Source organism: Bartonella machadoae (assembly GCF_022559585.1).
Lineage (GTDB): Bacteria > Pseudomonadota > Alphaproteobacteria > Rhizobiales > Rhizobiaceae > Bartonella > Bartonella machadoae.
This window is the reverse complement of the sequence record NZ_CP087114.1, coordinates 678,466-703,883: the sequence shown is the minus strand read 5'-3', so window position 1 is coordinate 703,883 and position 25,418 is coordinate 678,466. Positions and strand designations below refer to the sequence as shown.

Sequence of the window (25,418 nt, the reverse complement as noted above, 5' to 3'; positions counted from 1 at the left end):
AAAAACTCAAAATCTTTTTATATTTTTATTGCAAGAGCCGATTGTGCTGCTGCTAAACGTGCAATTGGCACCCGAAAAGGAGAACATGAAACATAATCAAGACCATTTTCTTCACATAAGGCAATAGACGCAGGGTCACCTCCGTGTTCACCACAAATTCCCAGTTTAATTTTTTCCCGTCGTGAACGCCCCCGCTGTGCAGCAATAGAAACGAGTTCCCCTACTCCATCACGGTCAATCGATACGAAAGGATCTTGTTCTAAAAGTCCTTTTTGAAAATAGGTTGCTAAAAAGGGAGCAGCATCATCACGTGAAATTCCAAAAGTCGTTTGCGTCAAATCGTTTGTTCCAAATGAAAAAAATTCAGCTGTTTCGGCAATTTCATCCGCTCGAAGAGCAGCCCTTGGAAGCTCAATCATCGTTCCAACCATGTACTGAATATTCTGACCCTTTTCCTTGATCACTTCATTAGCAACCTTATCAATATGGGCTTTTACAAAATCAAGTTCAGATTTCAGCGCAATAAGTGGCACCATAATTTCAAGCATAACAGGAGAGCCGGATTTTTGAGCAGCTTCTGCTGCTGCTTCAAAAATAGCCCGCGCCTGCATTTCTGCGATTTCGGGATAAGTAATAGCTAAACGACATCCCCTTAATCCAAGCATAGGGTTAAATTCGTGTAATTGCTGTGCACGTGCAGAAAGCGCATCTACTGAGACACCCATAGCCGTTGCAACTTCAAAGATTTCTGCGTCTGTTTTTGGCAAAAATTCATGTAATGGTGGATCTAGTAAACGGATAGTAACAGGCAAACCACACATAATTTCAAATAATTCACTAAAGTCCGAGCGCTGCATTGGCAAAAGCTTATCCAATGCTTTACGACGTCCACTTTCATCATTACTTAAAATCATTTCACGCATGGCCACAATACGTTCACCAGAAAAAAACATATGTTCCGTGCGGCAAAGTCCAATACCTTCAGCTCCAAAGGAACGCCCCATACGTGCATCAGAGGGTGTTTCAGCATTGGCGCGAACTCTTATACGCCGTATCCCATCAGCCCACTCCATCAATTTTGCAAAATCTCCACAAAGCTCAGGTTGCAACATCGCAACTTTCCCTTTGAAAATTTCTCCACTCCCACCATCAATGGTAATAACATCACCCTCTTTAAAATTTTGCCCTGAAGCAAACATTGTCTTTGTGTTATAATCAATGCGTACATTACCAGCACCAGAAATACATGGTTTCCCCATACCACGCGCGACCACAGCAGCATGACTTGTCATACCACCACGCGTCGTCAAAATCCCTTCCGCAGCATGCATACCGTGAATATCTTCTGGGCTTGTCTCTACACGCACCAAAATAACTTTACGACCTTCCGTGGAGGCAGTTTCTGCCTCTTCTGAAGTAAAAACAATTTCACCCGTTGCTGCTCCTGGAGAAGCAGGTAACCCACGTGCAATAACAAAACGCTCTGCTTTAGGATCAAGTGTTGGATGGAGAAGTTGATCGAGTGACTTTGCATCTATTCGCAACACCGCTTCTTCACGACTGATTAATCCTTCTTCCACCATTTCAGTTGCCATTTTTAGAGCAGCACGTGCGGTTCGCTTTCCCGAACGAGTCTGTAACATCCACAATTTACCTTTTTCAATGGTGAATTCGAGATCCTGCATATCGCGATAATGCTGCTCAAGCTTCTGTGCGATCTGACACAACTTCAAAAAAGCTTCGGGCATGATTTTTTCCAAGGATGGTTTATTTGAGCCCGCAACAATACGTGCATTTTCTGTAATATTTTGGGGTGTTCGAATGCCTGCGACAACATCTTCACCCTGCGCATTCACTAAAAATTCACCGTAAAGCTCTTTCTCACCTGTTGATGGATTGCGGGTAAAAGCAACACCCGTTGCCGAATCTTCACCCATATTACCAAACACCATCGCCTGTACATTTACTGCTGTTCCCCAACTTTCAGGAATATTATGTAAACGACGATAAGTAATTGCACGTGCTGTCATCCAACTTGAAAAAACTGCTCCAATTGCTCCCCACAATTGTTGTTCAGGATCTTGTGGAAAAGGTTTCCCTAACTTCTCTTCAACATATGCTTTATAAGAAACAATGACATCTTTCCAATCAGCCGCTGTCATCTCTGTATCGACAGCATAACCATTGCGTATTTTTGCATCATCAAGAATTTCTTCAAAATGAGAATGATCTAATCCCAAAACAACATGAGAATACATTTGGATAAAACGGCGATAACTGTCATAAGCAAAGCGTTCATTATTGGTTTGTAAAGCAATTGCTTGTACAGTCTTATCATTCATTCCAAGATTAAGTACCGTATCCATCATTCCTGGCATAGAAGCACGGGCTCCAGAGCGAACAGACAGCAAAAGCGGCTTTTCTTCGTTACCAAATTCACGTCCTGTTTGTTCACCAATGCCTTTAAGCGCTTGTGTAACAGCTTCCTGTAATTCTTGTGGATATGACTTATCATGGGCATAATAAAAATTACAAACTTCTGTCGTAAGAGTAAATCCAGGAGGTACAGGCAAACCAAGATGACTCATTTCAGCTAAATTCGCCCCTTTACCGCCGAGAAGATTGCGCTCACTTGCGCTTCCTTCTGTATGGCCATCACCAAAACTATAAACCCATTTTGTCATCATAAAAATCCTCCCATAGCAGCATCAAAATAATTATTTGATTGGAGCCCATTAAAAAAATGCTTCAGTTTTAAATTGGCTAAATTAAAGAAAATATTGCCTCACAAATGCGTAAAACCAATCCTTCCAAAAGAGAAACGACGAAAACTATCAATATCCCATCTTTTGGAAAGAAGATTTAGTTTTTAAGAAAACTATCAATGACCGAAAAGAAAGATTCTACTGACATAACACCTTCATACTTATTACCGTTAATAAAGAATGTAGGTGTTGCAGTAACACCAAGCTCTTTACCACGCTCAAAAGATGCATTCACTTCATCTAAAAGTGACTGATTTTTTAGACAAGCATTAAAACTTTCGTCTGTAAAACCAGCCATTAAGCCAATTTTTCTCAATGGTGTTAAAGCATCTTTTTCCCAAACCCATTCCTGCTGTTTTTGAAATAAAACTTCGATCAAAGGGAAATAGCGGTCTTCTGGTGCACATCGTGCCAACATAAAACCCGCCGTTGCTCTAGGATCAAAAGCATAATCTCGAAAAATAAGTTTTACTTTTCCCGTTTTAATATATTTTTTACGAATTTGCGGAAGGACATTATTATAAAAATCTGCACAATGAATACATGTCAATGAAGCATATTCAACAATTGTTACGGGTGCATTCTTGTCCCCCTCAAACCTATCCTTAACCTTACCCGATTGAAGAAGTTCAACCATATCAACAGTCGCAACTGGCTTAATATCCCTAGCAGCTGCCCCCGCTACACTGATTTGGATAGCCGTTATTAAAAGAAAAATTATCCTGAAAGACAACAAAGAACGAAATTTTAGCATAAATAATACTTTTCTGTTGTTATTGAACAATAAAAAACTTAACATTTTTTACATATTAAAGGAAAAGATGTAAAATTTCTTTCTATTTATTATTTTTTTCTGCAAAAATGCAACAGCCAAGTTCATAAAGTGATTGGCGTAGACTTTCATCTTCAACCTCTTTAAGCATATTTTCTATACGTTTTTTGTCTTTTTCATTCGGACCAGACTTCATCGGTAAGTGATTTTTTAAAACAGATATACACCTTTGTTCAATCTTAATACGATCAATAGCAATATATCCAAAAAAAACATTAATTCTACGAAGCAATTCATCTGTTTCATGCATCAATTTTAAAGCAGAGAAACCTTCACATGTGACAACAAGTGTTGCTGGTTGAAAAACGTCATCTTGATGAGCGCGACATTTCCAAATAATTTTAAGCGGCATTGTATGCACAGCTATATCATGACCTGCAATCTGTGGCCAATGCTCTATAAGAGCCATGTTAAGCCCTGTCCGTTTACATAAAACCGGATCAAGCATACGAGATACTGTCTCAGAAAGAGAATAAAAATGGCGCTTTTTAAATTGTTTGCTCATTTCTCAATTTTTCAATCAACATTCAGTCATGAACTCAATTATTAAAATTTCTTTCATCTAAAGAACTCTTCCTCCAAATATCTCATTAAATATCAACAAAGTCTAATTCTCAGCTAAGCAAAATTTTTATCATAGGAGGAAAAAGAAAAATATGATTTGTAAAACAAATATTTTTTTCTTTTGCATTTTATATCTTCCTATGCTTCAAAACTATCATGTACGAAATTTCTTCGCGCCTCCTATCTTGGTACGATCAAAAGCACCGACATTTACCATGGCGGATTACCCCCAAAGAACAAAAACAAGGTATCCACCCTGATCCCTACCAAGTTTGGCTTTCTGAAATTATGCTTCAACAAACAACTGTCGAAGCCGTGAAACCTTATTTTCAAAAATTTCTAAAACTTTGGCCTGACCTTTCCTCTTTAGCAAAAGCCCCACAAGAGGATATTATGAAAGCATGGGCTGGACTTGGCTATTATTCACGCGCACGCAATCTTATAAATTGTGCTAAGCAGCTTATTGAAAACTACGAAGGACAATTTCCGCAATCCGTAAAAATATTGCAAACTCTTCCTGGTATTGGAGACTACACCGCTGCTGCCATTGCCGCAATTGCTTTTAACCACCCTGTAGCAGTGATTGATAGTAATGTTGAACGTGTTGTTACCCGCTTATTTGCTATTGCTGCAGTCTTGCCAAAAGCAAAAGCTGAAATCAGAGAAAAAACACAAAAAATTACCTCTTTAAATCGCCCTGGAGACTTTGCTCAAGCAATGATGGATCTAGGAGCAACTCTTTGCACACCACGCAATCCATCTTGTTACCTCTGCCCTCTTCAAAAGCTGTGTAGAGCAGAAAAGATGAAAAGACCGGAATCTTTTCCAGTTAAAGCACCTAAAAAAGAACGCCCTTCAAAAAATGGCGTTGCCTTTGTCGTTCTTAATGAAAAGGAACAAATTTATTTAGAAAAACGACAAGGTAAAAAACTTCTCGGTGGAATGACGCAAATTCCTAACAATATTGGAATAAACAACGAAAACAGTCTTCAAAACGCGCCCTTTATCGCCAATTGGCAATTCAAAGGGCAAGTTACACATGTTTTTACCCACTTCTCTCTAAAACTCGATGTTTATTATACTCAAAGTGTTCACGAAATGAATCGTGAAGATGGTTGGTGGTGCGATATCCAGAATCTTGCTGACGAAGCACTGCCTACTGTTATGAAAAAAGCTATTTCTGTAGCTATTCCCAATTCTTTTCGGTTGAAATAAATCTTAATATAAATAAGATATTGATTTATAACTATAATTAATCGTTTTGCATATTGAATGATACCCCCGAACATTGTAAGTTTCTCTTATTTTGAATCAATAAAAACCATACGTCTGCGCATCACAAATGAGACTGACATGTGGGTAAAAAACTCTAAAGAAAGGAGGAAAAATGCCTCTTATGAATCGTCTAAATAGCAAGGTTCATCGCAATATTGGGGGCCGGTAGATAGTATGATGGGACCGGCTTGTATCTTTTATAAGCGTAAAGGTGTGGGTGTTCAATGGCTTTATCGCTATACCATTCACGGGCGCCGTCATGAAATAGGCTTGGGTGCTTTAAGAAATGTCCTTTAAAAAAGCCCGTAAATGTGCAATACTGAGAAATATTTTTTAGTTGCATGCACAATATTTCATTCTTCATAAAAATATTTATTTATAATGAGAGTTCACATTGTACAGTTTGAATGTAAGCCTAGAATACAGCGGATTTTCTCATTTAAAATCCTCTTAATTATGCATTATAAATAAAACGTTTTCTTGCACATTATAAGCGGGGAATGATATGTGAATAACAAACACTTAGGAAGAAAACAAATATATCAAATCGTCTCAATATTAAGAACACAATATTGAAGCTCACCTAACAGATAATGATAGCACCAGCTTGCCTCTTCATAGGACGCCGTTTTTTAACATCTGAGAACGTATTATCATTCTTAGGTCATCTATTGATTTCAATCGTCCATTTTCCTCATAATACCAGAAAGTCCAACCATTACAGCTTTGTGAATCTTGAGCCTTTCGTCCCATTGCATGAATAGAACCGGCTTCACCACCATGCATAACCGTACCATCAGCCCTTACAATAGCAGATACTTGCTTCTTGCGATCATAAAGAACTTCTCCAGGATGAAGCAAACCTGCTTCAAGTAAACTATTGAATGCTACACGCGGTTCTGCTTTTTTCTTATCCAAAATTGCTAATTCCGGTTTATTTAAAGGTTTAACCGCAGCAATTCTTTCACATGCCGCATCAATGTAGTCTTGTTCACGTTCAATACCTACAAAATCACGCCCTAAAAGTTTTGCAACAGCACCTGTCGTCCCCGAACCAAAAAACGGATCAAGAATAACATCACCAGGCTTACTAGAAGCCATAATAATACGGGCTAATAATGCTTGTGGCTTTTGTGTTGGATGTAATTTGCGCCCTGCCTCATCTTTTAAACGTTCAGAACCTGTACACAGAGGGAAAAGCCAATCTGAACGCATTTGTAGATCTTCATTCGCAGCTTTTAAAGCATCATAATTAAATGTATATTTTTTATCCTTTTGATCTCGAACAGCCCAAATAAGCGTCTCATGAGCATTTTGAAAGCGGCGTCCTCGAAAATTAGGCATAGGATTATTTTTACGCCAAACGATATCATTGAGCATCCAAAAACCTAAATCTTGCAACGCCGTACCAACGCGAAAAATATTATGGTAAGATCCTATAACCCAAATTGTCCCATTGGGTTTTAAGACACGACGACAAGCAAGCAACCATGCCCGTGTAAAAGCGTCATAAGCAGCAAAACTCTCAAACTGATCCCATGCATCATCAACCGCGTCAACAAGCGAATGATCTGGACGATATAAAGCACCATCCAATTGCAAATTATAAGGAGGATCAGCAAAAATCATATCAACTGAATGTTTGGGAAGTTTTTCCAATACAGCAACACAATCTCCTTTGAAAATTTTATTGCGCCATGGTCCCCGTGAAAAAGTGTGAACAAAATCTTTTTGAAGCTGAATAACTGTCATGAAAAACCCAACAAAATGAACTGAATTTGCCCTATAATCAATCAAAATAGTTTATAGGCCCGCATTACCAATTCATATTTACAAAATAGAGTAAACGTATTGTTAAAATCCTGTAAAATTGACAGATATTTTTGCTATTTTAAGAAAAATAAAGAATTTCATACGGATAAATCCTTACTTTCTTTCCTTCAACGCACGCTTTTCGTCTCTTCATTTCGTCAAATGAATAAGAATTCACTTTAAAAGCATATTTTTATGAAATAAAATCGTCTCAATGACATTTCTATAAAAGTTTTCAAGCTATAAATAATATGTAAAGGAATATTTCATGCCTCAAATAGATCTCATTATTTTTGATTGTGATGGCGTTTTAGTCGACTCTGAATATCTCGCAGCAAAAATTGGATCTCAATTACTTAAACAAATAGGATATGAAATATCACCTGAAGAATTGGCAGAACGCTACGCAGGACTGATTTTTCGAGATATTCTTAAAAAAGTTGAACAAGAAACAGGAAAACCAGTCTCTGCTCATCTCATAACTCAAATGTCAAATCTCTTTCGAGCACAAATAACAACTGATTTACGTGCCCTTGATGGTATAAGAGAAGCTATAAAGATCGTTCAAACGCGTTATCCCTATTGTATTTGCTCTAATGCAAAAAGTGACAATGTAAAAGAGATGCTCTCTGCCGTTAATCTTTATGATCTTTTTGATGGTAAAAATAAAATATTTTCTGCACCTGAAGTTGGAACGAAAAGAACAAAACCAGCACCTGATGTTTTTCTTTTTGCAACACAACAGTTGCGTGCAAATCCCAAAAATACTATTGTTATAGAAGATTCAGTTCACGGCGTACATGCGGCTACTGCTGCAGGTATGCGTGTTATCGGCTTTACTGGAGGATCACATAGCTACCCTGGTCACTCTAGTGCACTTGCAGAAGCTGGAGCTGAAACAGTTATCGCCAAACATGATTATTTACTAGAAGTTTTAGAGGCAATGGCAGTATGGCAAGAACTATCATGAAAAACCGTCTTAGAGATCTAGCAATTCATACCCTCCATTTAGAAACATTCTTAAGACTTTAACCTCATTTAAATATACTAACTAGGGAGAAAATATAACTGCATTAGCTCGGTATTATAAACAATAGATATATAGCAATTGTTATAACCCATGAAATGTTTATCTCTTCTGAACTTATATTAACTTATGGTAAAATGATAACTTTTCCTTCTGATCATAATAAAATACAAAATTGATATACTTATAACTGAAATACGATCTGTTCTTTAATATATAAAAACAATGTAAATATAAAATTTGAACATAATAATATAGATTTTATAGCATATAATCTATAAAACTCATCACTATAAATAATAATCAACAAATATCTCTTGGTTTTAAAAACTTAAAAAATACTTTCATATAGATAATAATATTTTTTTCATTATTCAATGATGTATGATATTTTAACGCTAATTCGTACTCATACGATATATGATGTCTTTTAATTTATAGAGTGAAAAAATATTTTAAATGTGTAGTACAAAAATAACAAAAAAATACTTCTTCTTCTCTGATAACAGCTTCTCTCCTACAAACTCATATAGACATCAATTTAAAAATAAGTCTTTTTAGTAAATCATACCATTTTTAATACATAAATATCTTTAGTAATTTTTTTAAAATACCTATAGAAAGTAAAGTAAAATTTATATATCCGTTATATGTATTTTAATAAAATACGTAGTGCAAATATTACTTTATTGACTATTAATTCATAATGTAGTATACATGTGCATTATATGTAATATGATATATAGTTTTTGTTTGTTTCCTAGGTATATATAATAAAAATTATCTATTACATAATAACAAAAATTAGATAATATTTTGAGGTAAAATTATGGTTAAATTGTTTAATAAATATTCATTAAGTGTTTTTATAGCAACTGCTTTTTTTCTTTCACAAGTTGTAAATGTTCATGCAAATTACTTAAGCAACAGTTCTCAAAAAGAAGATACTGATTGCGTGATAGAACAAGTGACAAATGTAACATATACAACAGTTGATACAACTTCTCTCTCTGTTCCAGCAGTAAGTTATGAAACAACAAATGAAGCCGCTCTTGAAGGAAAATTTGAAAAGGTAGTGGACCCTATTACGGTAGGAGTAGGCGTTTTGGTCTTTGGATATGCATTCAGTTTCATCATCGGATTGATAAAAGACATCGTATCAATATTTAAATAAACCATTCAACACAAAATACTAAGAAGTAGATTATGTGTTTTATTATATTTATTTAAATCCATAATAAAACAGTTTTCTACTTCTAAGACAGCAAATCTATTTTATATATTCCACTTATTATACTTATGTATTCAATACATTAGAGTTGAAAGTAGAAATTATTTGAGGTAAAATTATGGCGAAATTATTTAGAAATTATCTATTCAATATTTTTATAGCGACTGTTTTTTTTCTTTCACAAATTGTAAATGTTCATGCAAATTCTTTGAGCAATGTTGTACAACAAGAAGAGGTTTCTGTAATAGAGCAGGTAAAAGAGAAGGTAACCCATATTACGGCTTTCTATGCTCCCAGTTTAAATTATGAAGCAATAAATGATACTACTGCTGAAGGAAAAGTTGAAAAAGTGATTGAACCCATCACACTTACGCTAGGAACCTTTGGTATTGCAGCGCTAGCTGGGTATGCAACAACTATAGTAGGCATGCTCTTAGGGTGGATGGTAAAGGGATTAATGAGATACTTCCAACCTAGCAAATAAACTTTTGAATATTTAATTCAAAAGTTTGCAATATAGCATTCTAAGTATAACCGAAGTATTTGGTCACTATATTACTGTATTACTCTTATCATGAGAACTGATAACACCTCATATATCTATCATGTTTATCGGTAATACTAATAGATTGCTTTGTTAGATTTTAAAAAATATTTGAGGTAAAATTATGATTAAAATGCTTAAAAATCATACGTTAAGTATTTTTATAGCAATTGCTTTCACTTTTTTACAAGTTGTAAATGCGCATGCAAATCATTTAAGCAGTAATGCACAACAAAAAGATATTTCTGTAATGAAGGAAATAAAAAAGAAAGCAGTTAATATCGCTACTTTTTATGTTCCAATTTTAAAACATGGGGTTGAAAATGAAGATACAATTGAAGGAGAATTTCAGAAAGTATTTGAACCCATTACAATAGGAACTTTTACGACATTAGGAGCTATGATTTTTGGTTATTTCACTGGGCTTTTTATGTCTCTATTTAGTGGATTATTAGGAATAGGAATAGGAAAAGCATAATAATTTAACTTATCTGTTTGTTTTTTCTAAAAGAAATCTTTAAATTAAATTGCAGCCTGCCTCAAATAATTGGGGCAGGCTCTTTATGCTTTATGGATGATTTTTTTATTACCTATTATACCGTGTAGTACCAAGTCGACACCATCATATTTACCGGCCCCCAATGTTGCGACAGCCCGTGCTATTTAGACGATTCATAAGAGGCATTTTTGCTCCTTTCTTTAGAGTTTTTTACCCACACATCAGCCCTGCTTATGACGTGCCAAAATATAGTTTTGATGATTGATTAAACATAAGAGGATGGGAGATGGGAGATGGGAGATGGGAGATGGGAGATGGGAGATGGGAGATGGGAGATGGGAGATGGGAGATGGGAGATGGGAGATGGGAGATGGGAGATGGGAGATGGGAGATGGGAGAATCTTACAATATTCGGGGGTCTAATTCAACATGAAAAATACTAAATTATCGGTATAAATCAATGCATTGTAGTATCAATATAGCAACTTATTAGCATAAAAACTGATCATTTAAACGGAATAAAGGTCTTTTCCAATCTACAATTTTACGTACAAATGCTATAAATTATTTCGTAAACACCTCAGGGCAAATCATAATATACGATTTTATAAAAATTCATTATTGTACACGTTATTAATTATACGAGATTAAGAAAAAATAAACGCACCAGTAAGTAAGTTTCATAAAAAAATTATCCGGTAATTGTTCGTATACCAACCATGATAGACAATAAACAATTCAAATTATAAAATAATGAAAAACAGCTTTGACATTTTATAATGTCAAAAAAACTTAATATTCAATATATTATATAAAACATCCCAAACTTATAATGTTCCTGTTTCTGTTGTCACTGATTTTTCATTATTGATAAATATAAGCAAACAAACTTTCATGCATTTAATAATTTGAATATTATAAAAAACATGAAATATATAATGTATCATTTTACTGAAAATAAATGAAAGAAAAGATTCATGAAATATATTAGCACAAGAGGTGAAGCCCCTATCCTAGGCTTTACTGAAACGATTATGACTGGTCTCGCACATGATGGTGGGCTTTATCTGCCAGAAAAATTTCCTCAATTATCACCCAATGCACTACGAGCACTACGCGGTCAATCCTACACAACAATTGCTAAAACAATTCTCTGGCCCTTTGTGAATGAGGAAATCGAATATACCTCTTTTGAAAAAATGATTGCTGAATCTTATGCCACTTTCCATCATCCAGCAATCTGTCCATTACTCCAAACTGGAGCAGACGAATTTATCCTTGAACTTTTTCATGGCCCCACCTTGGCATTTAAAGATGTTGCAATGCAATTTCTTTCCAGATTGATAGATCACGTTCTCACTAAAAAAAATAAACGGGCAACGATTATTGCTGCTACATCAGGTGATACTGGTGGTGCCGCAATACAAGCCTTTGCTGAAAGAAAACATGTAGATATTTTCATTTTGTTTCCTAAAGGACGCGTATCACCTATTCAACAACGACAAATGACGACGAACCAAAGCAGTAATGTTCATGCCATTGCTATTGATGGAAACTTTGATGATTGCCAAGCGCTTGTCAAAGCAATGTTTAACGATCATAACTTTCGACAAAAAACAGCGCTTTCCGGTGTTAATTCTATAAACTGGGCACGTATCATGGCGCAGATTGTTTATTATTTTTCATCTGCACTCTCTCTCGGTGCTCCTGATAGAGCTGTCTCATTTACTGTTCCTACTGGAAATTTTGGTGATATTTTTGCAGGTTATGTTGCTGCTCGTATGGGTTTACCGATCGCACAGCTCATCATTGCAACAAATGATAATGACATCCTCGTACGTACCTTAACGAGCGGTATTTATGAAACACAACCGATAACCCATACAACATCACCATCTATGGACATTCAAGTCTCTTCTAATTTTGAACGTTTACTCTTTGAAAGTAATGATCGTGACCCAGTATGGATTCGCAATGCAATGGAAAACTTGAGAAAATCAGGATCTTTCCATCTTAATGAAAAACAACTTAAGAATATTCGTTCTTTATTTTCTGCTGGGAAAAGTAATATAGCTGAAACAGCACAAACGATTGACCATGTTTATAAAGAAAGCGGTTATCTTGCTGATCCACACACAGCTGTTGCTCTTAAAGTAGCGCGCGAAAATAAACAACCACATATTCCAATGATAGTCCTTGCTACCGCTCATCCTGCCAAATTTCCTGATGCTATCAGAAATGCTTGTGGAATTAATGCTCCCTGTCCTTCTGCTTTGAACACTTTAATGGAATACGAAGAACGTTTTATAAGTCTTGCTAATAATGAAAAAATAGTAAAAGATTATATTTCTTTAAAATCATGCGCATCTTATTGAAGTTAGCTGCATTGAGTCAAATCAACAATCTTCCAATTGCCCTTAATATAAGGTATTTGGCTTATTTAATGGAGTCATAAAAACATGCGTGTAGATATCAGTCGCCTTAGTAATGGTATGACGATTGCCACACATACAATGCAACAAATTGAAAGTGTAGCGCTTGGAATATGGGTTAAAGTTGGCTCACGCAATGAAACCTGTGCACAACACGGAATTGCTCATCTTCTTGAACATATGGCTTTCAAAGGAACGGAAAACCGTACAGCCTTTCAGATTGCGACGGATATTGAAGATGTTGGCGGTGAAATCAATGCTACGACCAGTACTGAAACAACTGCTTATTTTGCACGCGTACTTAAAAATGATGTACCGCTTGCCATTGATATTCTCGCTGATATTTTGATGTGTTCAAAATTTGATGAAAATGAATTAGAACGAGAAAAACAAGTGGTTTTTCAAGAAATTGGTGCTGCTCATGATGTTCCTGATGATGTTGTTTTTGATCATTTTACTGAAACAGCTTTTCGTCACCAAGCTCTTGGTCGCTCTATTTTAGGAACTCCCCAAACAATTCAATCCTTTACATCTGCTGATCTCCATAATTTCATGAATCAGCAATATAGTGCAGATCGTATGATCGTCGTTGCTGCAGGAGCGGTACAACACAAAGACTTCTTGCGAGAGGTTGAAAGCCGCCTTAGCACTTTTCGCCCCCATGCAACAGCACCACTCACCAATCTTGCTAATTATGTTGGTGGAGATTTTCGTGAATATCGTGATTTAATGGACACACAAGTTGTTTTAGGGTTTGAAGGACGTGCTTATCACGCACGTGACTTTTATACTGCGCAAATTCTTTCCATTATACTTGGCGGCGGTATGTCATCACGCCTCTTCCAAGAAGTGAGAGAAAAGCGTGGATTATGCTATTCTATTTATGCTTTTCATTGGGTTTTTTCAGATACTGGGCTTTTTGGGATTCATGCTGCGACTGGACAAGAAGGGCTAAAGGAACTCCTTCCAGTGGTTCTTGATGAGCTCTCTAAGGCTAGCAAAAATATTCATGCCACTGAACTTCAACGAGCACAAGCACAATATCGTGCGAATCTTACAATGTCACAAGAGAACCCCTCTAGTCAAGCACATCTCATTGCTCGCCAAATGCTTCTTTACGGTCGTCCCATTCCCATATCTGAAATAATGGAACGCTTAGATCTCATTACCCCGACAAGATTAACTGATTTAGCACATCGTCTTTGTATCAATTCCACTCCAACATTAGCTGCTATTGGACCTGTTGGTCCTCTCATGAATTTTGATGATTTAACATCAATCCTTTCATACAAAAAGTAAGATTAAACTCAACTTTTCAAAATGCTTTCGTGCATATTAGAGATATATTTTTTTATAAAGTAACTCCCATAATATCTACAGATTTTATAATAAAATTTACCACAAAAGTTCTTTTCACTAAATAAGTTTGGGAAATATTTATCAAAGGACTGTACAAAACTACCAAACGCCTCCTTCATGTGATAAAGTAAATGGTAAGCGAAGTTGTTTCTATGAAATGTGAAAACTCATGGTTTGATTTTGCCCTACAAAAATATAAAACTCTATCAGCTTCAAACTTCACGAAAGTAAATGAGGGGTTAATCTGTTTTTGTATAAAATCTTACGACTTTTCAAAAGAAAACAATAACCGCTTGTCATGTAGATCAAAGGATAAAAGGTGGACGTTTTTTCTCGAAAATCTAAATTAAAATTAAATATCCTATAATATTGAGAGTGGGACATTGTGAAGAGTTTGCGTAAAATCATTGACATCATTTTTATTATCCTTGTCAGTTCTTTTATCCACCTTACGCCAGCACAGGCAATTGAACCAGTTAAGATTTCTTCTCAAGATGCGGCTCTTGATCTTTCAAGAGCAATAGAAATTCATCATACAAACAACTCTATCTTTCAAACAAGTACAGCTCCAGGACCAGATGGTATTGTATGGCGCATTGAGGTCCAAGCCAAAAGTGAAAATTTTTCTGGAAACTGGGCCGTGTTTTCTCTTGCAAACCCAACAGACGAACAAATCGATCGTCTTATCGTTGCCCCCCATTATCGTATGGCTCATTCAGGATTTCTTTGGCCAGATCTCGGATCAGCACGGATTCAATCCATTACTCCAAGTGAAGGCTTTTCTCTCGACCGTCAAGCAAGTACGAACTCTGATATCTTTCGTATTACGTTGAATCCTGGTGCTGTTGTTACATTTGTTGCTGAACTCAATTCTGCAAATCTACCACAAATCTATTTATGGCAACCTGAAGCCTATAAGGATGCCATCAATTCTTATACACTTTATCATGGTATCCTTCTTGGGATATCAGGTCTTTTAGCACTCTTATTAACCGTTCTTTTTGTTGTTCGTGGAACAGGACTCTTTCCTGCAACAGCGGCTATCGCTTGGGCAGTACTCTTTTACATCGGTATTGACTTTAATTTTTTAAATAAATTTTTTGCAATTACTTTAACAACGCAACCAATCTGGCGTGCTGGAACAGAAGTAGCACTTGCTGCTACACTTTTCATTTTTCTTTTTACCTACCTACGCCTTAACAGTTGGCATTATCACTTCAGTTATGGTGCAATCATATGGACCATCGCTCTTTGTGGTCTTGGAACATTTGCTGTTTATGATCCAACCAGAGCAGCTGGTATTGCCCGTCTGTCCTTTGGGCTTACTGCCATACTTGGTATAATTCTCATCAGCTATTTTTCCATTCGAAACTATGACCGAGCAATCATGATTATTCCAACATGGCTGCTCATTAGTTTCTGGTGTGTTGGAGCCTATGCATGCATAGCAGGGTCTTTAAATAATGACATTATTCAGCCAGCATTAGCAGGGGGATTAGTCCTTATTGTTCTTCTTATTAGCTTTACCGTTATGCAGCAAACTTTTTCCAGTGATGCTTTTCATGAAGGAATATTTTCCGATCTTGAACAACAAGTACTTGCCGCAAAGGGTGCTGGAAACATTATTTGGGATTGGGATGTTGAGCGTGACCGCATCATTGTACATCCAAACATGGCAACCCTTTTTGGTACTGAACCCCATAAACTCAATGGTTCTATGCGCAACTGGATTTCAGCCTTACACTACGATGATCGTGAACGCTTTCAAGCCATTTTAGATATTATTCTTAAAAACAAAAAAGGACGTATTGATCAAGTTTTTCGGTTGTCTTCTGGTGGTGGTTATTATCATTGGTTCTCCCTTCGTGCACGACCGGCTATGCAAAAAGATGGCAAAATTACGCGTGTTATTGGAACCATTGTCAATATTACCAACCATAAAAAAGCTGAAGAACGTTTATTGCACGATTCTATTCACGACAGCTTAACAGGACTTCCTAACCAACAAGTTTTCCTCGACAGACTACAAAACTATACTTCTTTGGCTAAAGCGAATATCAAAATTAAACCCACTGTCTTTATGATTGACTTTGATAATTTCCGTCAAATTAATCGCAAATTAGGAATCGCTGTTGGTGACACTGTATTGCTCATCATAGCACGTCGGTTAAGCCGCCTTATTAACTTTCAAGATACCTTATCACGTCTTTCCGCAGACCGTTTTGCAATTATTTTACTCAGTGAAACTGAACCACAGAAAATTGCAGCATTTGCTGATCATCTGCACAAAACAATCTCAGCGCCTATTTCACTTACAGAAAAAAAAATAACGCTTTCCACATCCATTGGACTCGTCACATGGAGTGAAAGTAGAGCCACCGCTAAAGATATTTTAAATGATAGTGAACTCGCAATGATCCGCGCCAAACAAAAGGGGGGCAACCATATTGAACCTTTTCGCCCCAATTTTCGTACCTTAGGCATTGAACATAATACTATGGGAAAAGATATTCATTACGCTATAAAACGTAATGAAATAAAAATCCTCTACCATCCTATCCTTAATTTGTCGGATGGACACATTATTGGTTTTGAAACAATTGTAGAATGGCATCATCCAAATTATGGAAATTTAAATGTTTCTGATTTTATCAAGATCGTAGAAAACGAACAAATGGTTATGGATTTATCCCAATTCATCATCGATAATGCCGTCCTTGATCTTACCAATGTACAAGAAAAATTTTCCCAACAATCTTTCTTTATTTCCATTAATTTACCAAGTGTGGAAATGGTTCATCCGCGCTTTATCAGTCAATTGCGCTCCACTTTATTGCGCCATCCGCTTAATAAAGGCGGATTGATGATAGAAATATCCGAGTTCGTCTTAAGAAAAAATCCTGAACAATCAGCCCATTTTCTTGAACAAATTAAAGCCCTTGGCATGAATCTTGCTCTTGATAATTTTGGAACAGGTTATTCGTCACTGGCTTATCTTGTGCGTTATCCATTCGACATGGTCAAATTAGATCGTTCGCTTATCTCAATCGACTCTCTCAAGAAAAAGCTTGTTCTTAAGTCCATTATTAATATGGCAACCGATCTTAATTTGCAAATCATCGCAGAAGGCGTTGAAAATGAAAAAGAAGCAATCTTCCTCCGTCAAGAAGGCTGTAAATATGTTCAAAGTACACTTGTCACGAAGCCAATTGCTATCGAAGAATTAATCACTCTTGTTCAAAATCATTTTCCTTATATAAGGAAAACATCATGAATAGACTATTCTATAAAATCAAAAACACTTGAAAAAGAATGAAACTCTACGCGTGCCCCATTTCAGAAGCGAGATAAGTTGGGTTGATTCCCATGCGAATTAAACTCTCATCATATTTGCGGCTTAAATTGCTTTCAAAAAGAAAACTAGGCGATGTGGAGCTAATTAACCAACCATTCGTAGAAATTTCTGCCTCGAGTTGCCCAGCTTTCCATCCAGCATAGCCTAACGCAATCAATGCATATTGTGGACCTTGTTCACAACTCATCGCTTTTAAGATATCAATCGTCGCAGTAAAACAGATTTTATCTGCAATAAGAACGGTTTCTTTACAAGCATAATCATCTGAATGCAGGACAAAACCCCGTGAAGGATCTACAGGCCCACCATAGCGTACTGGAAACTTTTTTATCGGTTCAGAAAGGCATTTTTTTTTGTCACTGTCTATGACGCCAAGGTGAAGCAAAAGTTCTGGAAAATCAATATGGTGCAGTTGATTGAGAATAATCCCCATAGCACCAGCATCAGAATGCGCGCAAATATAAATAACAGAACGCATAAAGCGTTTGTCATTCATTCCGGGCATTGCTATGAGCAACTGTCCCCCCAAAAAACCATTACACTGCTTCATCAATCTGTTATTCTCCGTAATTTACATGATAAAATTCACTTTAGTTAGTACAACAGGAAAATAAAGTTCCAATGAAAAAAATCCAAACATTTATAAGTTCACAAAATAGCGTAATTGCTCTTTATAAAAGACTGTTAGTTACTGTAAGTTTAACATTCATCATTTTAGAATTACTTAATTTCTCTGTCAGCGCTCAAACAAAACCAAACTCAGATCTTTTTGCAACATCTTGGTATGAATCAGAGGGTGGACGTATCAGATTGGCTCTTACCGAACCATCTCCCTCTGGAATAAGAGAGGGTATGATTGAAATTGTTCTTAAACCAAACTGGAAGACCTATTGGCGCAATCCAGGGTATTCAGGCATAGCAGCATTTTTTAACTTCAATCAACAAGTCTCTTATGAAATCTTTTATCCTACACCACAACTCTATGAAACAGAAAATGATTGGTCTTTTGGCTACAAAGATAAAGTCGTATTACCCTTTACTCTTTCCGGTTTAACTAACAATTTAAGTGGCACTTTAACTGTTGGATTGTGTTACAAAATCTGCCTGCCATTTACTGTTAACTTTGATTTTTCTCCATCCATTCAAAAAAAACAGCGTCTTCCTTTGTCCTTGTTAAAGGCAGCTCAAGATGCCTTACCCCGTACAACGCATCATGAAATAAAAATAAGCGCTGAAAAAAAGATAAATACCCTCTTTATCAAAATACAAAATAACGATGCAACTCCCCTTCACTCTCTCTTTTTAGATGGAGGAGACATGCAAATTGGACCAGCAAAAAAAGTACGTGAGAGCGCCAACTATATACTCTTTAGTGCTCCAATTTATTTCATACCAAATGAAGAAAACCATACTATTTTTTATACAGTTTCCTTTAAAAGCCATGCTTTAAGTGGTACATTTACACTTTATCAATAACCATCTCTTCTGATAATCCCGTAACAAAAGAGAAAGATTTATAAAAAGGATTATTTTTCAAAACATCCATTTTGGCGATATTCAGTAATTGCTTTCCGAGCGAGAGCATCTGCCCGTTCATTATCGGGGTGTCCTGCGTGTCCTTTTACCCAATGCCATCTGACGGTATGATGAGAACAAGCCTCTTCAAGAGCCTGCCATAATTCTCTATTTTTTACAGGACTTTTTGACGCAGTACACCAATTATTCTTTTTCCATCTTGCAAGCCACATAGAGATTCCGTTGCGGACATAACCTGAGTCCGTATAAAGATCGACAGAACACGATTCTTTAAGCGCCTTCAGCGCATAAATGGCTGCCATCAGTTCCATTTGATTGTTGGTTGTTTGCACTTCTCCACCATAAAGTTCACGTTCATGACCATTCCAGCGTAAAATTGCTCCCCACCCTCCAACCCCAGGATTACCAGAACAGGCACCATCTGTATAAATTTCAACGACTTTTTGTTGATTTAACATACAATTTACAAACCTAGTTCATCCAGAGAACCTACATTACTGAAAAAACAAAGCTTATGCCAATATTCCCATGGATCTTTTTTTACAACTAAGCTCTCTGACGGTGTATTAAACCAATCATAAAGGCGTGTGAGTAAAAAACGTAAAGAAGCACCACGCGCTAATAAAATCATAGCTTTCATTTCTAAAGGTATTAAGGATCTTATTTTTTGATAATTCTCCAATAAGCTCCGTGCTTTGAAAATATTATAGGAATGGTCCTGTTCAAAACACCAAGCATTTAAACAGATAGCTAAATCATAAGCCAAAAAATCATTGCACGCAAAATAGAAGTCTATAATACCAGAAAGATGATGATTTAAAAAAAATACATTATCATTAAATAAATCAGCGTGAATAATCCCTGTTGGTAAATTTGATGGCCAATTTTCTTGTAAAAAAGACAATTCTCTATTAATTTTTTGCTCAAATTCTTTTAACAACTTATCTTTGCTCTTTTTGCACTGCTCCCATAATAGTGTCCAATCCATAATAGAAAGAGTATTTTTACGGCTCATGGTAAAACTCTGTCCTGCTAAATGCAATTGTGCTAAACGCGTTCCTACCTCGCCACAATGACATATATCGGGCTGACGAATCCACATTCCCTCCAAAAATGTAATAATAGCAGCAGGGCGCCCTGCTAATTCACCAATCATTGTACCATCATTTTGCACAACGGGTTGAGGGCAAGAAATTCCACACTTCCTTAAATGCTGCATAAGACTGCAAAAAAAAGGCAAATCATCTCTTGAAATACGTTTTTCATAAAGTGTTAGAACAAACCTCCCTTCTGTCGTATACAGCATGAAATTAGAATTTTCGATCCCTTCCGCAATACCTTGATAGGATAAAAGTGAACCTATCGAATAGCGTGACAAAAATGCCTTTAAATCATCGGGATGAATATTTGTATAAACTGCCATTATTCTACTTTCGTTATAGGCGTATTCTCATTGCCATTTTTCGGTGTCTCAGCTCGGCCATTAACAAAAGCCAGATCTTGAGGTGTTAAAATGACATCACGTAATTCGCGACTCACCAAAAATTTTTCCGTTTCCACCACTGTTTCAGCCAATTCTATCGTAACATTATAGCGTGCACGAAAGGCTGAAATGATTTCATCAATAATAATTTCAGGGGCAGAAGCTCCTGCTGAAAGACTTACAACAGAAAGAGCACCCAAATGATCAAAATCAATTTCATCAACCCGCTGAACCAAAACAGCTTTCTGCGCACCAAACCTTTCAGCAACCTCGACTAAGCGTCGCGAATTAGAGGAATTTGGTGCGCCAACGATCAAAAATAAATCGCTTCCCATTGCCGCTGCCTTAACTGCATCTTGTCGATTCGTTGTAGCATAACAAATTGATTCAGCCGCTGGAGCTTCTAACGCAGGAAAACGTCGTTGTAGCACATCCAAAATCTCTGCCGTATCTCCAACAGAAAGTGTTGTTTGCGTCACAAATCCTAATTTATCCGGATCCTTTGGCTGATAATGTAAAGCATCTTCAATTGTTTCAATTAATGTTACAGCTCCCTCTTCAAGCTGTCCCATTGTTCCTATCACCTCAGGATGACCCGAATGACCAATTAATATAACATGACGGCCATGCCGTTGATGCCGTATCGCCTGCTTATGAACCTTAGAAACCAACGGGCATGTTGCATCGAGATAAAACAAATTATAGCGTCGTGCCTCTTCTGATACGGATTTTGGCACACCATGGGCAGAAAATACAACGGGTTGATGTCGATGTTTTTCTGGAATCTCATCAAGTTCTTCAACAAAAACAGCTCCCCGTTGCTGCAATCCTTCAACGACGTGGCGGTTGTGAACAATTTCATGACGAACATACACTGGAGCACCATATTTTTTTAACGCAAGAAGAACAATTTGAATAGCACGATCAACCCCTGCGCAAAATCCACGTGGACCACAAAGACGTATTGTTAAAGGAGGAAGTAAAGACATAAACCATCCTTAATATCTATAATTTTACCACAGTTTCAAACAGGTTATCGCATAGACTATTGTTATATACGATATAAACGGTATAAAGAAAAAAATGGAGAAAGACTACCTTCTCTTAGGATAGCACTTATATCTGATGCTCTTTTATCATATATTTTTTAGGCAAAGTTGTTTTTTATTCACTTTTTTCATTTTGCTCTTCTAGAAGGCAAAAAAATGCCAAACTAAGGTTTCAATTAAAAGAATTCCGAATATAGCGGCCAAATAAAATAACGAAAAGAAAAATGTTTTTCTTGCCATCAAAATCGTTGCATCATGTGTACCAGCTTTCCACAATTGATAAGAAAAATAAATAAAAATAATGCTCAAAACTGTTGAAAAAATACCATAGAAAATTCCTGCAAAACCAATAATAAAAGGTCCCGCTGCGCATATTGCCATCAAAATAGTATAAAACAAGATCTGTTTTTTTGTTGCATACACGCCCCGTACATTAGGCATCATAGGAATACCCGCTACATCATAATCAAGAGATGAAAATAGAGAAAGAGACCAAAAATGTGGCGGAGTCCACATAAAAATGATTAAAAATAAAACAAAACTCTCAATACTCACTGTACCCGTTGTTGCAGCCCATCCAATCATTGGTGGGAAAGCACCTGATGCTCCACCAATCACAATATTTTGTGGTGTTATCCGCTTTAGCCAAATTGTATAGATAACGACATAAAAGAAAATCGTGAACGCAAGAAAAAGTGCTGCAAACCAATTAATGAAAATTCCCATAATCACTACAGAAAGCACAGAAAGGGTCATACCAAAAATAAATGCCTTCTTGGCGCTGATTTTACCGGTAGGAATAGGACGACTTTTGGTGCGTTCCATTACTGCATCAATATCAGCATCATACCACATATTAAGCGCTCCCGCACTTCCTCCCCCTACGGCGATACACAAAATTGCTAAAAAACCACACAATGGACTAATCGAAACTGGCGATACAACCAGTCCAACGAGAGCGGTAAATACGACAAGTGACATAACCCGTGGTTTTAATAACGTAATATAATCACCAATACTGGGTTTGGGCGGGATTGATTTACCACTTGCCGCCGATAATTCTCTTGAAACAGACATTCCAATCAAAAACCTTTTCCATTTTTGTCATCCACAAACAAATATTGTCTTGTATAAGGGAAAAACCAGCGAATAGCACATCATTTTTGAAAACATATACAATACCTCTCCACCTCTCCTCTTCCCAAAAAACAGCTTGCAATATTTGTAATATTTTTTTGCAACACATTATTTCTCACACAATTAATACACTATATACATATACCAAACATCATAAAGCAAACGCTAAAAGCCTTGTCCTCTATGATACACTCTTTTTTCTACTTTTGTTTTGTTGATATAAATTAATCTGTTTGGGAAGATAATGGTTTGTGTTATAATTTTGGCTTGAGAATTCTTTTTTATACAAAGCTACGCATATTAATGAGATAGTTAGGATTTTCTGTGATACTTTATAAATTGATAAAAAAAACTCTCTTTGTTCGTATTATTCTCTATACACTTTGCAATATTTCTGCCCATTATGCACTGGCGCAGGCGTCTCATGTGCAAAATGTTCCTGCTCCACAAACTTATGGTGCATGGACGAAGGTGTGTTCTTTACCACTAGGTACACCTAATATACAGTGTGAAGTTGTACAAAATGTACACACACAAAGTCGCCATGACATTACTCTGCGTGTTACCTTTTATAAACTCCCTAAAAATCAAGGAGCTTTAATGCGCGTTTTTGTTCCAATCCGCGTTGAGTTACCTCCAGGTGTTGGACTTAAAATTGATGATAAAAATATGGGAAGAGTAGAATATCGCCGCTGTCTTGGTGATACTTGTATCGCTGAAGCCGTTCTTAAAGAAGACATATTACAGCTCTTTTTAAAAGGTAAAATGGCAACCTATTTTATTTTTACAACTCCTGAACAAGCTGTGGGAGGTACCTTTGATCTTCAAGGTCTTCGTGAAGCCTATATAACTTTACCAACGCAATAAAATTTACGCACATTGAAAAATTGAATTTCTGTAGCCCACTCTACAACCTCTAAAAAGAAATGGATGGAAACCTTCCAAGTATTCTGAAAATAGGATAAGCAATTATGAAATCACTCATTGACCATTTTGATGTCTCTTCCTCTAAAGTACAATCCCTTGTACAAGAAACGCTTCATCATGCTGATGATGGTGAACTTTACCTAGAATATACAGAAAGCGAAAGTCTTTTGTTTGATAATGGACAGCTTAAAAATGGTTCATTTCATCAGGATATGGGATTTGGTCTGCGCGTTGTTGCAGGAGAAACGACTGGATATGCACACTCTAGTGAATTATCCGCTGCAGCACTCAAACGTGCCAGTGAAGCAACAAAAGCTGTTACCTATCATAATCAGGCAGGACCTTATAGCGCAGCACCTCAACAAACAAATAAAAAACTTTATCAACCACATAACCCCCTTGATACTCCGTCATTTGAAGAAAAAAGCATGCTTTTACAAGAAATTGATGCCTATTTACGTGCAAAAAATAATAAATTGCATCAGGTTACAGTTTCTCTTTCTGGATCATTGCAGCATGTTGAAATCTTACGTGCTGATGGCCATCTGATTCGCGATACGCGTCCTCTTGTTCGACTTTCGATATCTGTCGTTACTGCTGAAGGAAATCGGCGTGAAAATGGCTTCTATGGATGTGGTGGACGACAAGCATTTAGCCAATTCATTCATGAAGAAAATTGGAAAAGAGCTGCCGATGAAGCGTTGCGTATGGCTCTCATAAACTTAGAAGCAGAAGCAGCACCAGCTGGAACATTCGATGTTGTCTTAGCTAATGGATGGCCAGGTGTTATGCTTCATGAAGCTGTAGGACATGGATTGGAAGGCGATTTTAACCGCAAAAAAACCTCTGCTTTTGCCGGACTTTTGGGCCAACAAGTTGCTGCAAAGGGCGTTACAGTTGTTGATGATGGTACAATTCCCCAATGCCGTGGTTCACTTACAGTCGATGATGAAGGAACCCCTTCAGGATGTAACGTACTTATTGAAGATGGAAAACTTATTGGTTTTATGCAAGACAGGCTAAATGCCAGACTTATGGGTGTTCATCCAACTGGAAATGGACGGCGTGAATCCTATGCACATGCACCAATGCCGCGGATGACCAATACAATCATGCTAGGAGGTGATAAAACACCTGAAGAAATTCTGTCCTCATTAAAAAATGGTATTTACGCTGTTTCATTTGGTGGAGGACAAGTTGATATCACTTCTGGAAAATTCGTCTTTGAATGCACTGAGGCGTATAAAGTAGAAAATGGCAAGATTGTAACACCTATTAAAGGAGCAACCCTTATCGGAAATGGACCAGATGCCATGAAACGTATCACAATGATTGGCAATGATAGTAAACTTGATAATGGTATTGGTATGTGCGGAAAAGCTGGGCAAAATGTTCCTGTTGGCGTCGGGCAACCTCATCTACGTATTAATAATATGACAATTGGTGGAACAGCACTTTCATAAAATATGCTCAATCAACTTCATTGAAAAAATCTCAACAAAATACAAAAGAGTTTTTCGATTTTGTTTAAAGTTTCCAATTTGTTTTTGCTCTGCGTTTACTCAAAACAGCAACAATTTCAACATGTTGT

General features: G+C 36.7%; 21 protein-coding genes. 12 read left to right on the top strand and 9 right to left on the bottom strand.

Annotated features, from left to right (window positions below; genetic code table 11):
• Positions 1 to 17: 17 nt before the first annotated feature.
• The 3 genes from ppdK to LNM86_RS03285 all read right to left on the bottom strand — a co-directional run bounded on the left by ppdK (position 18) and on the right by LNM86_RS03285 (position 4,102).
• The gene (gene ppdK / locus LNM86_RS03295) at positions 18 to 2,684 is read right to left on the bottom strand and encodes a pyruvate, phosphate dikinase (RefSeq protein WP_241438899.1); all 2,667 of its coding nucleotides are present in this window, start codon (positions 2,682 to 2,684) and stop codon (positions 18 to 20) included.
• Positions 2,685 to 2,862: 178 nt separating this feature from the next.
• A complete protein-coding gene (locus LNM86_RS03290; protein WP_241438898.1) occupies positions 2,863 to 3,519 on the bottom strand; it encodes a DsbA family protein in 657 nt (218 codons plus the stop codon).
• A gap of 82 nt (positions 3,520 to 3,601) precedes the next feature.
• Complete coding sequence (locus LNM86_RS03285) at positions 3,602 to 4,102, bottom strand: DUF721 domain-containing protein (RefSeq protein ID WP_241438423.1); 501 nt, start codon at positions 4,100 to 4,102, stop codon at positions 3,602 to 3,604.
• Positions 4,103 to 4,317: 215 nt separating this feature from the next.
• Here LNM86_RS03285 and mutY point away from each other — a divergent pair, with 215 nt between their 5' ends.
• Positions 4,318 to 5,376, top strand: a complete 1,059-nt coding sequence (gene mutY / locus LNM86_RS03280; RefSeq protein ID WP_241438422.1) for an A/G-specific adenine glycosylase — start codon at positions 4,318 to 4,320, stop codon at positions 5,374 to 5,376.
• A gap of 234 nt (positions 5,377 to 5,610) precedes the next feature.
• A complete protein-coding gene (locus tag LNM86_RS03275; protein ID WP_372712447.1) occupies positions 5,611 to 5,733 on the top strand; it encodes a hypothetical protein in 123 nt (40 codons plus the stop codon).
• Positions 5,734 to 6,051: 318 nt separating this feature from the next.
• On the opposite strand, the gene LNM86_RS03270 is transcribed toward LNM86_RS03275, so the two are convergent.
• Positions 6,052 to 7,188 carry a site-specific DNA-methyltransferase gene (locus LNM86_RS03270; protein WP_241438421.1) on the bottom strand — a complete coding sequence of 379 codons (1,137 nt, stop codon included), beginning with the start codon at positions 7,186 to 7,188 and terminating at the stop codon, positions 6,052 to 6,054.
• Between the two features lie 328 nt (positions 7,189 to 7,516).
• Here LNM86_RS03270 and LNM86_RS03265 point away from each other — a divergent pair, with 328 nt between their 5' ends.
• From LNM86_RS03265 to LNM86_RS03235, 7 genes are all read left to right on the top strand, one after another.
• Positions 7,517 to 8,218 carry an HAD family hydrolase gene (locus tag LNM86_RS03265; protein ID WP_241438420.1) on the top strand — a complete coding sequence of 234 codons (702 nt, stop codon included), beginning with the start codon at positions 7,517 to 7,519 and terminating at the stop codon, positions 8,216 to 8,218.
• Between the two features lie 886 nt (positions 8,219 to 9,104).
• The gene (locus tag LNM86_RS03260) at positions 9,105 to 9,449 is read left to right on the top strand and encodes a hypothetical protein (protein WP_241438419.1); all 345 of its coding nucleotides are present in this window, start codon (positions 9,105 to 9,107) and stop codon (positions 9,447 to 9,449) included.
• A 175-nt stretch (positions 9,450 to 9,624) separates the two neighbouring features.
• A complete protein-coding gene (locus tag LNM86_RS03255; protein WP_241438418.1) occupies positions 9,625 to 9,990 on the top strand; it encodes a hypothetical protein in 366 nt (121 codons plus the stop codon).
• Between the two features lie 184 nt (positions 9,991 to 10,174).
• Positions 10,175 to 10,528, top strand: coding sequence for a hypothetical protein (locus LNM86_RS03250; RefSeq protein ID WP_241438417.1), 354 nt, complete (start codon positions 10,175 to 10,177; stop codon positions 10,526 to 10,528).
• A 998-nt stretch (positions 10,529 to 11,526) separates the two neighbouring features.
• On the top strand, positions 11,527 to 12,924 hold the full coding sequence (gene thrC, locus LNM86_RS03245; RefSeq protein WP_241438416.1) for a threonine synthase: 1,398 nt from the start codon (positions 11,527 to 11,529) through the stop codon (positions 12,922 to 12,924).
• 84 nt (positions 12,925 to 13,008) lie between these two features.
• On the top strand, positions 13,009 to 14,280 hold the full coding sequence (locus tag LNM86_RS03240; protein ID WP_241438415.1) for a M16 family metallopeptidase: 1,272 nt from the start codon (positions 13,009 to 13,011) through the stop codon (positions 14,278 to 14,280).
• A 445-nt stretch (positions 14,281 to 14,725) separates the two neighbouring features.
• Positions 14,726 to 17,614 carry an EAL domain-containing protein gene (locus tag LNM86_RS03235; protein WP_241438414.1) on the top strand — a complete coding sequence of 963 codons (2,889 nt, stop codon included), beginning with the start codon at positions 14,726 to 14,728 and terminating at the stop codon, positions 17,612 to 17,614.
• A 46-nt stretch (positions 17,615 to 17,660) separates the two neighbouring features.
• Here LNM86_RS03235 and LNM86_RS03230 read toward each other — a convergent pair whose 3' ends face one another.
• Positions 17,661 to 18,245 carry a YqgE/AlgH family protein gene (locus tag LNM86_RS03230; RefSeq protein WP_241438413.1) on the bottom strand — a complete coding sequence of 195 codons (585 nt, stop codon included), beginning with the start codon at positions 18,243 to 18,245 and terminating at the stop codon, positions 17,661 to 17,663.
• 71 nt (positions 18,246 to 18,316) lie between these two features.
• On the opposite strand from LNM86_RS03230, the gene LNM86_RS03225 reads away from it, so the two are divergent.
• Positions 18,317 to 19,171, top strand: a complete 855-nt coding sequence (locus tag LNM86_RS03225) for a protein-disulfide reductase DsbD domain-containing protein (RefSeq protein WP_241438412.1) — start codon at positions 18,317 to 18,319, stop codon at positions 19,169 to 19,171.
• A 50-nt stretch (positions 19,172 to 19,221) separates the two neighbouring features.
• On the opposite strand, the gene rnhA is transcribed toward LNM86_RS03225, so the two are convergent.
• The 4 genes from rnhA to cyoE form a co-directional block, all read right to left on the bottom strand.
• Entirely contained in the window at positions 19,222 to 19,689 is a 468-nt protein-coding gene (gene rnhA, locus LNM86_RS03220; protein ID WP_241438411.1) for a ribonuclease HI, read from the bottom strand.
• A gap of 5 nt (positions 19,690 to 19,694) precedes the next feature.
• Positions 19,695 to 20,654: a homoserine kinase gene (locus LNM86_RS03215; protein WP_241438410.1), complete on the bottom strand. Its 960-nt coding sequence runs from the start codon at positions 20,652 to 20,654 to the stop codon at positions 19,695 to 19,697.
• Positions 20,654 to 21,703: a 4-hydroxy-3-methylbut-2-enyl diphosphate reductase gene (ispH, locus tag LNM86_RS03210; RefSeq protein WP_241438409.1), complete on the bottom strand. Its 1,050-nt coding sequence runs from the start codon at positions 21,701 to 21,703 to the stop codon at positions 20,654 to 20,656. Before ispH ends, LNM86_RS03215 begins: the two co-directional genes overlap by 1 nt.
• A gap of 201 nt (positions 21,704 to 21,904) precedes the next feature.
• Positions 21,905 to 22,840 (bottom strand): heme o synthase, encoded by a 936-nt coding sequence (cyoE, locus tag LNM86_RS03205; RefSeq protein WP_241438408.1) that lies wholly within the window; start codon positions 22,838 to 22,840, stop codon positions 21,905 to 21,907.
• A 384-nt stretch (positions 22,841 to 23,224) separates the two neighbouring features.
• Between cyoE and LNM86_RS03200 the strand changes: the two genes are divergently transcribed.
• Entirely contained in the window at positions 23,225 to 23,767 is a 543-nt protein-coding gene (locus LNM86_RS03200; protein WP_241438407.1) for an invasion associated locus B family protein, read from the top strand.
• Between the two features lie 104 nt (positions 23,768 to 23,871).
• Positions 23,872 to 25,290 (top strand): metalloprotease TldD, encoded by a 1,419-nt coding sequence (tldD, locus tag LNM86_RS03195; protein WP_241438406.1) that lies wholly within the window; start codon positions 23,872 to 23,874, stop codon positions 25,288 to 25,290.
• Positions 25,291 to 25,418 lie beyond the last annotated feature (128 nt).